The 14,650-nt window shown below is 56.5% G+C and carries 10 protein-coding genes; 8 read left to right on the plus strand and 2 right to left on the minus strand.

Features of this window, described 5'->3' with window-relative positions; genetic code table 11:
• Nucleotides 1-105 precede the first annotated feature (105 nt).
• The 3 genes from fdnG to fdoI are packed head-to-tail and all read left to right on the plus strand — an operon-like array spanning nt 106 to nt 4,693.
• Nucleotides 106-3,156 (plus strand): formate dehydrogenase-N subunit alpha, encoded by a 3,051-nt coding sequence (gene fdnG, locus O1Q98_RS05880; RefSeq protein WP_125260072.1) that lies wholly within the window; start codon nt 106-108, stop codon nt 3,154-3,156.
• Nucleotides 3,157-3,171: 15 nt separating this feature from the next.
• Nucleotides 3,172-4,071 carry a formate dehydrogenase subunit beta gene (fdxH, locus tag O1Q98_RS05885; RefSeq protein ID WP_125260071.1) on the plus strand — a complete coding sequence of 300 codons (900 nt, stop codon included), beginning with the start codon at nt 3,172-3,174 and terminating at the stop codon, nt 4,069-4,071.
• Complete coding sequence (gene fdoI / locus O1Q98_RS05890; RefSeq protein WP_125260070.1) at nt 4,058-4,693, plus strand: formate dehydrogenase cytochrome b556 subunit; 636 nt, start codon at nt 4,058-4,060, stop codon at nt 4,691-4,693. The genes fdxH and fdoI overlap by 14 nt, the downstream gene beginning before the upstream one ends.
• A 114-nt stretch (nt 4,694-4,807) precedes the next feature.
• Here the strand turns inward: fdoI and O1Q98_RS05895 are convergent, their stop codons facing one another.
• Nucleotides 4,808-6,505, minus strand: coding sequence for a methyl-accepting chemotaxis protein (locus tag O1Q98_RS05895; RefSeq protein WP_125260069.1), 1,698 nt, complete (start codon nt 6,503-6,505; stop codon nt 4,808-4,810).
• Between the two features lie 313 nt (nt 6,506-6,818).
• Nucleotides 6,819-8,129: an MFS transporter gene (locus tag O1Q98_RS05900; protein ID WP_125260068.1), complete on the minus strand. Its 1,311-nt coding sequence runs from the start codon at nt 8,127-8,129 to the stop codon at nt 6,819-6,821.
• Between the two features lie 421 nt (nt 8,130-8,550).
• Here O1Q98_RS05900 and fdhE point away from each other — a divergent pair, with 421 nt between their 5' ends.
• The 5 genes from fdhE to O1Q98_RS05925 all read left to right on the plus strand — a co-directional run bounded on the left by fdhE (nt 8,551) and on the right by O1Q98_RS05925 (nt 14,648).
• Nucleotides 8,551-9,477: a formate dehydrogenase accessory protein FdhE gene (gene fdhE / locus O1Q98_RS05905; RefSeq protein WP_125260067.1), complete on the plus strand. Its 927-nt coding sequence runs from the start codon at nt 8,551-8,553 to the stop codon at nt 9,475-9,477.
• A 311-nt stretch (nt 9,478-9,788) separates the two neighbouring features.
• Nucleotides 9,789-11,075, plus strand: a complete 1,287-nt coding sequence (locus tag O1Q98_RS05910) for a nitrate regulatory protein (protein ID WP_125260066.1) — start codon at nt 9,789-9,791, stop codon at nt 11,073-11,075.
• A gap of 503 nt (nt 11,076-11,578) precedes the next feature.
• Complete coding sequence (locus tag O1Q98_RS05915) at nt 11,579-12,889, plus strand: ABC transporter substrate-binding protein (RefSeq protein ID WP_125260065.1); 1,311 nt, start codon at nt 11,579-11,581, stop codon at nt 12,887-12,889.
• Between the two features lie 12 nt (nt 12,890-12,901).
• Nucleotides 12,902-13,843 (plus strand): nitrate ABC transporter permease, encoded by a 942-nt coding sequence (ntrB, locus tag O1Q98_RS05920; protein WP_125260064.1) that lies wholly within the window; start codon nt 12,902-12,904, stop codon nt 13,841-13,843.
• Nucleotides 13,844-13,853: 10 nt separating this feature from the next.
• Nucleotides 13,854-14,648: an ABC transporter ATP-binding protein gene (locus tag O1Q98_RS05925; RefSeq protein WP_125260063.1), complete on the plus strand. Its 795-nt coding sequence runs from the start codon at nt 13,854-13,856 to the stop codon at nt 14,646-14,648.
• Nucleotides 14,649-14,650: the final 2 nt, after the last annotated feature.

The following is a 14,650-nucleotide window of genomic DNA, read 5'->3' on the forward strand; positions in this document are numbered from 1 at the left end:
TTGCAGTCAATTGCCAGCGGCTTATCAATATCAGCGGCTGGATTACACCAGCAATTTGACGTGATGAGGGTATGGCTCTGAGTGATGTCGTGCGAGGAATCTCCCATGCAGGTCAGCAGAAGACAGTTTTTTAAAATATGTGCGGGCGGAATGGCTGGAACAACCGTCACGGCTCTGGGGTTTTCTCCCAGTGCGGCATTCGCTGAAACCCGCCAATATAAATTATTGCGCGCCAGAGAAACCCGGAATAACTGCACCTACTGTTCCGTCGGCTGTGGCATTTTGATGTATAGCCTGGGTGATGGTGCTAAAAATGCCAAACCCGCCATTTACCATATCGAAGGCGACCCGGATCATCCGGTCAGCCGTGGTTCACTGTGCCCGAAAGGGGCGGGGCTGATTGATTTTATCCACAGCGATCAGCGTCTGAAATACCCGGAATACCGTGCGCCGGGCTCCAATAAATGGCAGCGCATCAGTTGGGATGAAGCGCTGGATCGCATCGCCCGTCTGATGAAAAAAGACCGCGACGCCAATTTCATTGAGAAAAACGCCGCTGGCGTGACGGTCAACCGCTGGCTCACTACCGGTATGCTGTGCTCCTCGGCTGCCAGCAATGAAACCGGCATTCTGGATCAAAAATTCGCGCGGGCGCTCGGCATTATCGGGCTGGACACCCAGGCTCGCCTGTGCCACGGCCCGACGGTTGCGGCACTGGCACCGACCTTTGGGCGCGGCGCCATGACCAATAACTGGGTCGATATCAAAAACGCCAATGTGATTCTGGTGATGGGCGGCAACCCGGCAGAAGCGCATCCGGTCGGGTTTAAGTGGGCGGTAGAAGCCAAGATCCACAACGGTGCGAAGCTGATTGTGGTTGACCCGCGCTTTAACCGTTCGGCCGCCGTTGCCGACATGTACTCGCCTATTCGCGCCGGTTCAGACATCACCTTCCTGCTCGGGGTGGTGAATTACCTACTCTCCCATGGCAAGGTGCAGATGCCGTATGTGCAGGCCTACACCAACGCCAGCCTGATAGTCCGTGAGGACTACCAGTTTGATGAGGGGATTTTTAGCGGTTACAACGAAAAAGAGCGCCGCTATGACCGCACCAGTTGGCAGTATGAGCTGGATGAAAACGGTTTTGCCAAACGCGATGACACCTTAACGCACCCGCGCTGCGTCTGGAATTTGCTCAGGGAGCACGCCAGCCGCTATACCCCGGATCTGGTGACGAACGTTTGCGGTACGCCAAAGCAGGAGTTTTTGACTATCTGCGAGCAACTGGCCTCGACCTGTGTGCCGGATCGCACCGCGACCATTATGTATGCGCTGGGCTGGACGCAGCACACTGCGGGTGCCCAGATTATCCGCACCGCCGCCATGATTCAGCTGCTGTTGGGTAACGTCGGGATGGCGGGCGGCGGCGTGAATGCGCTGCGCGGCCACTCCAATATTCAGGGTTACACCGATTTAGGGCTGTTGTCGCTCAACCTGCCGGGCTACATGCCGTTGCCATCGGAAAAACAGACCTCGCTGAAAGAGTATCTTGACCAGATAACCCCGAAAGCGTTGCTGGCCGATCAGGTCAACTACTGGAAGAACACACCGAAGTTTTTCGTCAGCATGATGAAAAGTTTCTGGGGCGATAACGCCACCAAAGACAATGAGTGGGGTTATCACTGGTTGCCGAAGTGGGATAAAAGCTACGATGCGCTGGCCTATTCACGCATGATGCTCGATGGCAAAGTCAACGGTTACATCGTACAGGGGTTCAACCCGATGGCCGCCTTTGCTGACTCCAACAAAGCGCGCGATGCGTTGAAAAAACTGAAATACATGGTGGTCATCGACCCGCTGGCGACAGAGACCTCTAACTTCTGGCAGAACCTCGGCGAACTGAATGATGTTGACCCGTCAGCCATTCAAACCGAGGTGTTCCGCCTGCCATCGAGCTGTTTTGCCGAAGAGAACGGCTCCATCGTCAACTCGGGCCGCTGGCTGCAATGGCACTACAAAGGGGCCGAGCCGCAAGGAGAAGCGCGTCAGGATGGCGTGATTCTGGCCGGGCTATTCCTGCGCCTGCGTGAACTTTACGCCAAAGAAGGGGGCGCGAACCCCGAACCCGTGCTGAATATGAGCTGGGATTATCTGGAGCCGGAAGACCCGTCTGCAGAGGAGATAACCCGCGAGGCCAATGGTCGCGCGCTGGCCGATTTGTATGATGACAAGGGCAACCTGCTGTTGAAAAAAGGCCAACAGCTGCCGGATTTCTCCGTGTTACGCGATGATGGCACCACCGCCAGCTTCTGCTGGATTTATGCCGGGTCGTGGACGGAGGCGGGCAACCAGATGGCGCGCCGCGACAACGCCGACCCATCAGGGCTTGGCTGTACGCCGGGCTGGGCATGGTGCTGGCCGCAGAACCGCCGCATTCTCTACAACCGCGCCTCGGCTGACCCGCAAGGGAAACCGTGGGATGAAAAACGCGAGCTTATCCGCTGGAACGGCCAGAAGTGGACGGGCATCGACGTTGCCGATTTTGCTGTTACCGTACCACCGGGCAGCGCCACCGGGCCGTTTATCATGAATGCCGAGGGGATGGGCCGCCTGTTTGCTATCGACAAGATGGCGGAAGGGCCGTTCCCGGCGCACTACGAGCCGCTGGAGTCACCGCTGAAATCCAACCCGGTTTACAGCAAAGTGCAGGTGAACCCGGCCGCCCGTATTCTCGATGCCGACCGCCCGCGAATGGGGACGGTAGAGGAGTTCCCGTTTGTGGCCACCACCTACTCGATAACCGAGCTGTTCCGTCACTGGACAAAACATGCGCGTCTGAACGCCATTGTGCAACCCGAACAGTTTGTGGAAATCGGCGAGGCGCTGGCGAAACAAAAAGGCATCAAGGCCGGTGATGTGGTGAAAGTCAGCAGCAAGCGCGGCTACATCAAGGCGAAAGCGGTCGTCACCAAGCGTATCCGCACGCTGACCATCCAGGGCAAGCCGATAGAAACCATTGGTGTGCCTTGTCACTGGGGTTTTGAGGGCACCACCCAGAAAGGGTTTATGGCCAACATACTGACGCCGCATGTCGGGGATGCCAACAGCCAGACCCCTGAGTACAAGGCGTTTCTGGTGAACGTGGAAAAGGCGTAGTCGCGGAGAAACACTATGGCAATGCAATCACAAGATATTATTCGTCGCTCCGCGACGAACTCACTCACGCCGTCGCCGCAGGCGCGTAATCACAAAGAGCAGGTGGCCAAGCTTATCGATGTCACCACCTGCATTGGCTGTAAAGCCTGTCAGGTCGCCTGCTCGGAGTGGAACGATATCCGCGACGACGTAGGCCATAACGTCGGGGTCTATGATAACCCGACCGACCTGAGCGCCAAGTCGTGGACGGTAATGCGTTTTTCTGAAGTGGAGGAGAACGGCAAACTGGAGTGGCTTATCCGTAAGGATGGCTGTATGCACTGCGCCGACCCAGGCTGCCTGAAAGCCTGCCCGTCGGAAGGGGCGATTATCCAGTACGCCAACGGCATCGTCGATTTTCAATCTGAGCATTGTATCGGCTGTGGCTACTGTATTGCCGGTTGCCCGTTCGATGTGCCGCGTATGAATAAAGACGATAACAAAGTCTACAAATGTACCCTGTGCGTTGACCGGGTCGAAGTGGGTCAGGAACCTTCTTGCGTGAAGACCTGCCCGACCGGGGCCATCCACTTCGGTACCAAAGAGGAAATGAAAGTGCTGGCGGCTGAACGGGTAAAAGACCTGAATAGCCGTGGTTACAACAATGCCGGTTTGTACGACCCGGCTGGGGTGGGGGGCACGCATGTGATGTATGTGCTGCACCACGCAGACCGGCCGCAACTGTACAACGGCCTGCCGGCGAACCCGAGCATTAGCCCGGCAGTGACCTTCTGGAAAGGGATCTGGAAGCCGCTGGCCGCTATCGGTTTTGCCGCAACATTCGCCGCCAGTGTATTCCACTATGTAGGTATCGGCCCGAACCGGGTAGACGACGAAGAAGAGGCGCACGAGGGCAAACAACATGAAAAAGAGTAATCGGATTCAGCGTTATAGCGCCCCTGAGCGCATCAATCACTGGATTGTGGCATTCTGTTTTGTGTTCGCCGCGCTCAGTGGTTTGGGCTTTTTCTTTCCGTCATTCAACTGGTTGATGAACGTACTGGGCACGCCGCAACTGGCGCGTATTCTGCATCCGTTCGTCGGCGTGGTGATGTTTCTGGCGTTTATGCTGATGTTCCTGCGCTACTGGAAACATAACCTGATTCAGCGCGATGACATCGAATGGGCGAAAAACATCCATAAGATTGCGCGCAATGAAGAAGTCGGCGACACCGGGCGCTATAACTTCGGGCAGAAATGCGTGTTTTGGCTGGCGATAACCAGCCTGCTGTTGCTGCTGGCCAGTGGCGTGGTTATCTGGCGGCCCTATTTCGCGCCTTCTTTCTCGATTGCGATTATCCGCGCGGCGCTGGTGGTGCATTCGGTTTCGGCAGTAGGGCTGATTCTGACTATCATGGTGCATGTGTATGCGGCACTGTGGGTGAAAGGCACCATTACGGCGATGGTAGAAGGCTGGGTATCCAGCGCCTGGGCGAAAAAACACCATCCACGCTGGTATCGTGAGTTACAGGCCAAACAGCAGGAAAAACAACACTGAGGCCGCTGTACCTGCCTGTGCTGACTTAAGCGAGGCAGGTCTCAGGGGGATAAACCGCACCGGCAACGCTTGCCGGTGCGGTTTTTTTATTACGCTATCTACCCGTCAGAAGGATTAGAAGGATTGCCAGTCATCGTTGGCATTGGTAGAAGCAGACGAAGGCGCTTTTCTGCCAATGGCGTGTGAGCCAGCGGCGGTGGGTAATGCCGCCATTGCCGATGCGCGGGAGTGGCGCGCCTGCGGCAAGGCACTGCTGTTGGTGGCGATCTCAAACACCTCAACGGCGGAAGTCAGTTCACGCGCCTGACTTTCCAGCGACGTGGCCGCCGCCGCCGATTCCTGCACCAGCGCCGCATTCTGCTGCGTGACGCTATCCATCTCGGTAACAGCCTGAGCAATTTGGCTAATACCACGCTCCTGCTCTACCGACGCCGAGGCGATTTCCGCCATCAAATCGGTGACTTGCGTGACGGCGCGGACGATATCGTGAATGGTCTGCCCGGTTAGCGCCACTTGCCCGGAGCCGGTATTGATTCGCTCAACCGATTCGTTAATCAGCCCTTCGATTTCTTTGGCCGCCTGTGAGCTACGTTGCGCCAGGCTGCGCACTTCGCCTGCCACCACAGCGAAGCCGCGCCCTTGTTCACCGGCCCGTGCCGCTTCTACTGCCGCGTTAAGCGCCAGAATGTTAGTCTGAAACGCGATGCCATTGATCACATTGGTGATATCAGCAATTTTGCGCGAGCTTTGCGTAATGTCATTCATGGTCGTTATCACGTTATCGACCAGATTACCGCCGTTTTTAGCCATGTGTGAGGCATCCTGCGCACGTCGATTGGCTTGCGTGATATTATCGGCATTCTGCTTCACGGTAGCGCCCAGCTGTTCCATGCTGGCGGCGGTTTGCTCCAGCGCCGAGGCCTGATGCTCTGTCCGGGCCGATAAATCATTATTGCCGGTGCTAATTTCGCTCGCGCCTTGATAAATGGCATGGGCACTGTTGCGAATCAGGCTGACGGTACGCGTCAGGCTCTCTTGCATATCACGCAAGTAGGGAATTAACTGGCCCACATCATTGCGGCCAAAATCCTCAATCGTGTGGTGCAATTTGCCATCGGCAATGGTTTTAAAATGTTCGCGGATATGGTGCAGCGGCGTTATCAGGTTAGCAACCAGATAGCGGTCAGTCAGGAAAACAATCAGCACACCTAAAGCCAATGCGCAGACCAATACTTGTTTGCAGGTAGAGATAATAGAATTAATCGTACTGTCGTTATTTTGGTCTTGTTGATCTAATTGTTTCAGGTATTGTTCACTGGCTTTACTAAAAGCGATACTGATGGGCGGCATCGTGGTGCGCATAATAGTGCGGAATTGTTCCAGTTCTCCCTTTTCTAAAAGCGCGGCTATTTTTACCGTTTCGGTATTAATTCGTTTCCAGTTATCAATCACATTATCCTGAATATCTTTCGGAATGCCGTCATGGGTTGAACGGGTAAATGCGTTCAGGTTTTCAATACTAATATTGAGTACCTCTGCCGCTGATTTTGATAATTTTTGCGCGCTTTCTTTGTCACCAGATTGCAACAAATCGGCAGCCATAAATAAACGCATTGACGTACGGAAATAGGCCTCTGTGCCATGAGACATCAGGTCGGAATTTTTTTGTTGTTCCTGGTTTGATTGCAGTAACGCGTTGACTTGATTGAGAGAATAAAGCTCCATAAAAGAAACTGCACTCCAAAGTAATAAGAAAATAAAGAAAATAGAGAGGAGCGCTTTGCGTATCGTTATGTTTCTAATATAAGTCATATTGTTTTCCTGAGTGTTGCTTTTTAACTTTCCTTGATATTTGACGGTTAGGTAAAAGCAATTTGGATTTATTGTTATGAAACGTGGGCAGCTTCATGCGCCTTAAATGCAGTCGATAAAATATATCGGAGTATTCTTATTTTCATTAATAACTTTTTTCTCGTGTGCAGGGAGTCACAGAAAAAAATAATAATAAATCGGCGGGAAAACGCGTGCGGTATAGCGCGGTTTTTACGCGCGCGAGACAAAAGCAGCGTGCTGAAACGTGGCGAGACGCCCGCCCCCAGCGAGGAGGGCTGGCGTATATCAGGCCTCAGCGATTGACCAGTTTAGCCGGAAGCGCGATGACCAACAGAGAACTGAGCAACAGGCACACGGCAAAAAACCACAGCGCGCCGTTGCCGCTGCCGGTTAATTGCATGGCAAAGCCCATGATGGTGTTACTGACCAGCCCGGCGATATTGGCCAGTGAACAGGCCAGTGCGAAGCCGGTTGCCGCAGCGGTGCCGGTGAGAAATGTGGCGGGCAGGCTGAAGAATACCGGCACCGTACCGATGACAGCGGCTTGCGCCAGTGAAAACAGCAGCACGGTCATCACCAGATTATGGCTGAAAAAGGTGCTCACCACGATAGCGGCGGCCCCCAGCCAGAACGGTATGATGATATGCCAGCGCCGCTCCCGTAATCTGTCGGAACTGGTGCCGAGCGCCAGCATGCCGACCAGTGCCGCCACACTGGGAATGGCCGTCAGCCAGCCTATCAAACCGATGTCAACAACACCGGCCTGCTTAATAAAGGTCGGCAGCCAGAACCCCATGGCATAGGCACACAAGAGAATAGAAAAGTCGATACCGCCCAGCATCCAGACTTTCAGGTTAAAGAATCCATCGCGAAAGCGGTGTTTGATGGCCGGAGCCTGATGCGCGTCCAGCATCAGGTCTGCGCGAACCTGGGCCCGGTCTTGCTCATTGAGCCAGCGTGCCTGATTGACGTTATCCGGCAAAAGCCAGAGCGCCATCATGCCGAGCAAGACGCTTGGCAGCCCTTCGAGTAAAAACATCCATTGCCAGCCGTGTAAGCCAAGCTGTGCGTCGAAATGCGCCATAATCCAGCCCGATAGCGGGCCGCCAATGATGCTCGATAACGGCAGGCCAATCATGAATAACGCAATAATGCGCCCGCGCCGCCACGAGGGAAACCAGTGGGTTAAATAATAGAGTACGCCGGGTAAGAAACCGGCTTCCGCCGCGCCCAGCAGAAAACGTAGAACATAGAACTGAACAGGCGTGGTAACGAGCAATGTCGCTGTGGACAAGATGCCCCAGGTTATCATGATCCGCGCAATCCACAGGCGTGCGCCCACCCGTTGCAGTATCAGATTGCTGGGGACTTCAAAGAGGATATAGCCCAGAAAAAATAGACCGGCGCCCAGCCCGAATGCCATGTCGCTCAAGGCAAGCTGGCTGGCCATTTGCAGTTTGGCTAATCCAATATTGATGCGATCAAGGTAGGCGGCGAGATAACACAGACATAAAAACGGGATAAGACGCCAGGTAATTTTGCGATAAGCCGATGAAGAAACGGCAGGTGCAAGCTGTGGTTCGTGAGAGAAAGCGGTCGTCATGGTGTTGTCTCCGGCGAGAGAGTGCGTTACGGACGCTAAAATCGTTGTGTTTTATTATCGTCATGCCAGTGTGTGGTGCAGGCAATCAACCGGGGTGCCGGTGTTTAATCGCGCTGGCTTGTGCAGGTGTTAGCGATAAACGGCAGCGCCCATTGTGCGACGGGGCGCGGGTTGTGTCCATCCTGTTACCGGCGGTTTTCCTGACCAGCCGTGGCCAGCGCGCGCGGAGCGTCCACACGGCGAACCCCCACTTGCCGCAGGGAAAATCACGCCGGGTTGTGCGATTGCGCGGTATAACCTGTTAACATGCATCTTTAATGACATGCATAAATGACATGCATATCTCATGACATGATATGGCCTGGTCAGCGATGGCCGTGGTGTTTTTTCATTATTCTCGATAAACAGGACGCATAACCTGATGAGTATTCGTATTGTGCCGCAAGAACAACTGGCAGATAGCGCAAAGCCTTCGACTATCGGGACTATCCCAGCGGTGTTGTTTGCCAATCAAAAAAGTCTGTACCGGCTGCGGGCCGAGCGGCTGCGCCAACTGGCGGAAAACCATCCGCTGGACGCTTACTTACGTTTTGCGGCCACCGTGACCGAAGCGCAACATAAAGTCTGGCATGATCACCCCCTGCATCAGGATTTGGTTCCGGCGCTGGCGCAAAACAATGGCCGCCCCCCGCTGGATATCACCACGTTTAAGCGAGACCCTCACTGGCATGTTTTGTTGCAGGCGTTGATTGAAGAGCTCAAACCCTCTGCCACCGGCCAGGTGCTGAGTACGCTTGAGAATCTGGAAAAAATGTCGGCGCAAGAGTGGGAAACGCTGGCGCAAGCGTTGTTAAACCAGCAATTCAGCGAACAAATTAACGATAAAGCGCCGTTTGTCTGGGCGGCTCTCTCATTGTACTGGGCGCAAATGGCAACCCAGCTCCCGGCCGCTGCCAAGGCAGAAACCGGCGAACATCGCCAGTTTTGCCCGGTCTGCGGCAGTATGCCGGTATCCGGTGTTATTCAAATTGGCACCAGCAGCGGGCTGCGCTACCTGCACTGCAATCTGTGTGAAAGTGAGTGGCACATGGTGCGCGTGAAATGCAGCAACTGCGAGCAGTCTGGTCAATTGCACTACTGGTCGCTGGATGATGAAAAGGCCGCTATCAAAGCAGAAAGCTGTGGTGATTGTGGCACCTACCTGAAACTGTTGTATCAGGAGAAAGATCATCAGGTCGATGCCGTGGCAGACGATCTGGCCTCGCTGGTGCTGGATGTCAAAATGGAAGAAGAAGGTTTTGCCCGCAGCAGCATTAACCCGTTCCTGTTCCCCAATGAGAGTCACTAACGCTGCCGCGCGCCGGGCGAGATTGTCCGGCGTGCGCGGTCAGATAACACCGCAGCCGTAACGCGCGGGGTTATCACGACCCGCCACTTGCCGTGCCCACCGCTGATTAATGCATGATGGCCAACTCTTTCTGTTTTGCGCCGGCGTCAGCCGCTTGAGATGACCGTTCAGGGCTGCGCTTTTCACTCTGCTAAAATGGTCTGTGGGTTTTCAGGTCAGCGCCTGATAAGGCAAGGGTTTTGCATGGAAAAACCCCTTCATCATGGTAGGGCGGCATGAGGATAGCGCATGCCGTGTGGAGAGCAGAGAGAATGATAGCGGACCCTTCAACGACAATTCGTTTCCTGATGGCATCGCGCCAGTGTGAGCTAAACAGCCTGCGCGGTTTGCTGCAAAGCGGCGAACTGGTGGGGCGCATCAGCCAACTGGTGCATATGCTGCAACGGGAGCGTGGCACGTCCAATCTGTTCCTGTGCTCGGACGGGCGGCTGTGTGCCGATGAGTTGTCGCAGCGTGAACAGGACGTTCAACAGGCCGAAGCGCAGTTTATGGCACAGCTTGATGACCTGGCGCAGCGCGCCGGGCTGTTGCCGCAGGCCAGCCGGTTGTTCAGCCGTGCTGCCAGCGTGGTCTATACCCTTGGGCTGTTGCCGTCGATGCGCCAGCAGATGCAACAGCGGGTGTTGGCACAGTCAGCGGTGATGGCGCTATTTAACGACGCCATCCGCCATTTACTGGCGCTGGTGTTTGAGGTGTCGGATACCGCCGCCGAACCGGTTATCGCGCGTGCGCTGGTGGCGATGTTCAGTTTCATGCAGGGCAAAGAGCTGGCCGGGCAGGAGCGGGCGGTCGGCGCGGCGGCGTTTGCCGCCGGTGAGTTTCCCGCCAGCGTGCAGCACGCGTTGCTGGATTTGATTGAGCGCCAGGAGCGTTGCTTCGATACCTTCGTTAATTTTGCCGATGAGAGCAGTCGCGAAAGCTGGCAGACTCTGGCAACCGACCGGGAATTTGAGCGCCTGCGTCGCCTCGCCTGCACACGCGTGCCGGATAACCTGTCGCCGGACGGCGGTTTGCACTGGTTTGCGCTGGCGACCGCGCGTATCGATGCGATGAAGCACATTGAAGACAGCCTCGCACAGGCGCTGATGCAACTGTGCCGTGAGCGCATTGCCGCCGCCGAGCAAGCCTGTCTCGATCAGCAAGCGGATGTCGCCAGCCTGATGGCGGCTCATCAGGGCGAGGAGCACAGTTATTCGGTGTTTATCGCACGCTCCGAGAAGAATGAGGGCGTCGATGCGCAAAACGGCTGGCTTGATAGCGATGGCATGCGGCCACAGCTGGGGCGCTCGCTATTATCGCTGGTGCAGCAGCAGGCGCGGCGCTTACAGGCGCTCGATCATGAGCTGGCGGCGATGCGCGCGACGCTCGATGAACGCCGTCAAATCGACCGCGCCAAAGGGCTGTTAATGCAACACCGAGGCTTGAGCGAAGAAGAGGCGTATAAAACTCTGCGCCGCATGGCAATGAACCAAAATAAGAAGCTTATCGAGATAGCCACCGCGATGCTGGCGGTGGCGGATGTCTTTCAGGCACCCTGACCGATGAACCGACCCGGCGCTTATCCCGGCGGGATGTGTCTATAAGAGGTGTGTACATCACATAATGTGTACACCACATAATATGCACATAAAATGTGCGCAACCTGCCAGATAACGGTGCAGTTGTCAGTGCGGGTTACGCCGCGAGACGGACATTCGGCACGCTGATTGCCGGTGTCGTCTCTCGGTTAGATATCCCGGCTGAATTGATCCAGCTCAATATTTGCCGCGCCTGCGGCGAGCAAAATAGCCCCATCGGGACAGGTCGGTTATTCGACACAGCATGGACGGTTGACTCAATGTGTTGTCAGGTCACAGGGATCTCTGACAGGTTGGCACACACCTTGCTTCATCTCCGGTAACAATTCACTGCGCTTTTCCGTGCCAATGGCGGTACGGAAAGACGCTGGGCAAAGGCGCCCATAAGCGTGCGATTTTTTCGCATGGCTTATGGGCGCCTTTTTGTTTTTACCGCCGCAGGGCGGGTTGCCGAGGTGTCGTTGATGAGTGATTCCACAACCGATAAGAAAACCAGTAACCAAACACCGGCGTTTTCCCGGCGCCAGTTTTTGGTCGGGAGTGCCGCACTGGGCGGCGCGATGTTGTTGCCGGGCATGCCGGGAGTAATGAACAGCGCCTGGGCGGCCGGTTCTGACGCCCCGGAGCAAAAAGAGGTGCGCGTTGGCTTTATTCCACTGACCGATTGCGCCTCGGTAGTGATGGCCTCGGTCAAAGGGTTTGACAAGAAATACGGTATTACCCTTGTGCCGAGTAAGGAAGCGAGCTGGGCGGCGGTGCGCGACAAGCTGGTGTCGGGTGAACTGGACGCCGCCCACGTGCTCTATGGGTTGTTGTATGGCTTGCAGGCCGGTGCGTCGGGGCCGCAGCACAACATGGCGGCGCTGATGACGCTCAATAACAACGGCCAGGCGATCACCCTGTCCAACGCGTTGCGCGAGGCGGGCGTGACGGATGGTGCCAGCCTGAAAAAATTCATATCAGCCAGTCCGGCGGGCACATACACCTTCGCCCAGACGTTTCCCACCGGCACCCATGCCATGTGGCTCTATTACTGGCTGGGTGCCGCTGGCATCAATCCGTTTGATGACGTGCGTACCGTAGTGGTGCCACCGCCGCAAATGGTGGTGAACATGAAGATAGGCAACATGAGCGGTTTTTGCGTTGGCGAGCCCTGGAACCAGCGCGCCATTGCCGATGGCCTCGGTTTTACCGCCGCCACCTCGCAGGAGATCTGGCCGGATCACCCGGAGAAGGTGCTTGGCACCAGTGCGCAATGGGTTAACGCCAATCCCAATACGGCGCGTGCTTTGATAGCCGCCGTGCTGGAGGCCTCGCGCTGGATTGACAGCTCGGACGATAACCGGCGCGAAACCGCGCGCGTCATCGCCGGGCGGGCCTACGTCAATACCCAGGAGGAGACGATTATCGGGCGCATGCTGGGGCAATACGACAACGGTGTCGGGAAACACTGGCAGGACGCGCACGCGATGCGCTTCTACCACGACGGCGAAGTGAACTTTCCGTATCTGTCTGACGGCATGTGGTTCCTCACCCAGCACAAACGCTGGGGCCTGCTGGCGCAGGAGCCGGACTATCAGGCGCTGGCCCGTCAGGTCAACCGCATCGATATCTACAAACAGGCCGCCAGCGCGGTCGGCAATGTACCGCTGCCATCCAGTGAGATGCGCAGCAGCGTATTGATGGACGGTAAGCGGTGGGACGGCAGCGATCCGGCCGGTTATGCCAACAGCTTTAGTGTGAACGTCAGCGCGAACGTCAGCGTGAAAAAGTAACGGAGAGCGACCATGAAAACGCAAGCCCAGATTCTTTCGATCGTCCCTGACGCTGAACCGGAAAAAACCAGCGCCGCCAGTGCCGCCAGTGATGCCGTCGTGGTGACGTTACCCGAAGCGGCAAGCATACCGCCAGCGGATAAACCGGCGGTCATCGCGCCGCGCGCCGCCTGGCAGCCGCGCCTGAGCCTGATGGCATCCCGGCTGCTGCCGGGTGGCATCGGCATGTTGTTACTGTTGGCGCTTTGGCAAATCGCGGCGTTGAGCAGCAAAGGGTTCCCGACGCCGTGGCAGACCTGGCTGGCGGCACAGAGCATTTTTGCCGACCCGTTTTATGTGGCGGGCCCGAACGACAAAGGCATTGGCTGGAATGTGCTGGCATCTCTCAAGCGCGTCGGCATCGGGTTCGGTCTGGCGGCGCTGGTGGGCATTCCCGCCGGTTTCCTGATTGGCCGCTTCCGCTTTATGGCGGCGATGTTCAACCCGGTGATTTCGCTGCTGCGCCCGGTCAGCCCGCTGGCGTGGCTGCCCATCGGTTTGTTGCTGTTCCAGCGCGCTGAACCGGCCTCCAGTTGGACGATTTTCATCTGCTCTATCTGGCCGATGATCCTCAACACCGCCGAAGGGGTGCGCCAGATCCCGCAGGATTACCTGAATGTGGCACGCGTGTTGAAGCTGTCTGAGTTCACCATCATGCGCAAAATCCTGCTGCCTGCGGTATTGCCGAGCGTGCTGACCGGGGTGCGCTTGTCTATCGGTATCGCCTGGCTGGTTATCGTGGCAGCGGAAATGCTGACCGGCGGCATCGGCATCGGTTTTTGGATTTGGAACGAGTGGAACAACCTCAACGTGCCCAACATCATCATCGCAATCCTGGTGATTGGCGTGGTTGGGCTGGTACTTGAACACGGGCTGATGTTACTGGCCAAACGTTTCAGCTATGAAACCCGTTAAGGAGAAACCGATGCGACATCAACCGATTATTCGTATTCAGCAGGTCAGCCAGCGTTTCTCCACCGCCAGCGGTTCGTTCGTGGCGCTCGATAACGTGAGCTTTGATATTCACACCGGCGAAACCCTGAGCCTGATTGGCCATTCCGGCTGCGGCAAATCAACGCTGCTTAACCTGATTGCCGGGCTGACGCTGCCGACGCAGGGCGGCCTGTTGTGTGATAACCGTGAAATCGACGGCCCAGGGCCGGAGCGGGCGGTGGTATTTCAGAACCATTCGCTGCTGCCGTGGCTTACCACCTACGACAACGTGGCGCTGGCGGTAAAACAGGTGTTTCGCGGCCAGATGCGTCAGGCCGAAATGCACGAGTGGATTGTGCATAACCTGGAACTGGTACACATGGGGCATGCGCTGAACAAGCGCCCGCACGAAATTTCCGGCGGCATGAAACAGCGCGTCGGCATTGCCCGCGCGCTGGCGATGAAACCCAAAGTATTGCTGATGGACGAGCCGTTCGGCGCGCTGGATGCGCTGACCCGCGCGCATTTGCAGGATGCGGTGATGGAAATCCAGCAACGCCTGAACACCACCATCGTGCTGATTACCCACGACGTGGATGAAGCGGTGCTGCTGTCCGACAGGGTGCTGATGATGACCAACGGCCCGGCCGCCACCGTCGGGGAAATCATGGCGGTGGCACTGGAGCGCCCGCGTTCTCGCGTGGCGCTGGCGGATGACCCGCGCTATCACCAGTACCGCCAGCAGGTGCTGCATTTCCTCTACGAGAAACAGCCGCACGCGGCCTGACG

This window comes from Dickeya lacustris (genome assembly GCF_029635795.1).
Lineage (GTDB): Bacteria > Pseudomonadota > Gammaproteobacteria > Enterobacterales > Enterobacteriaceae > Dickeya > Dickeya lacustris.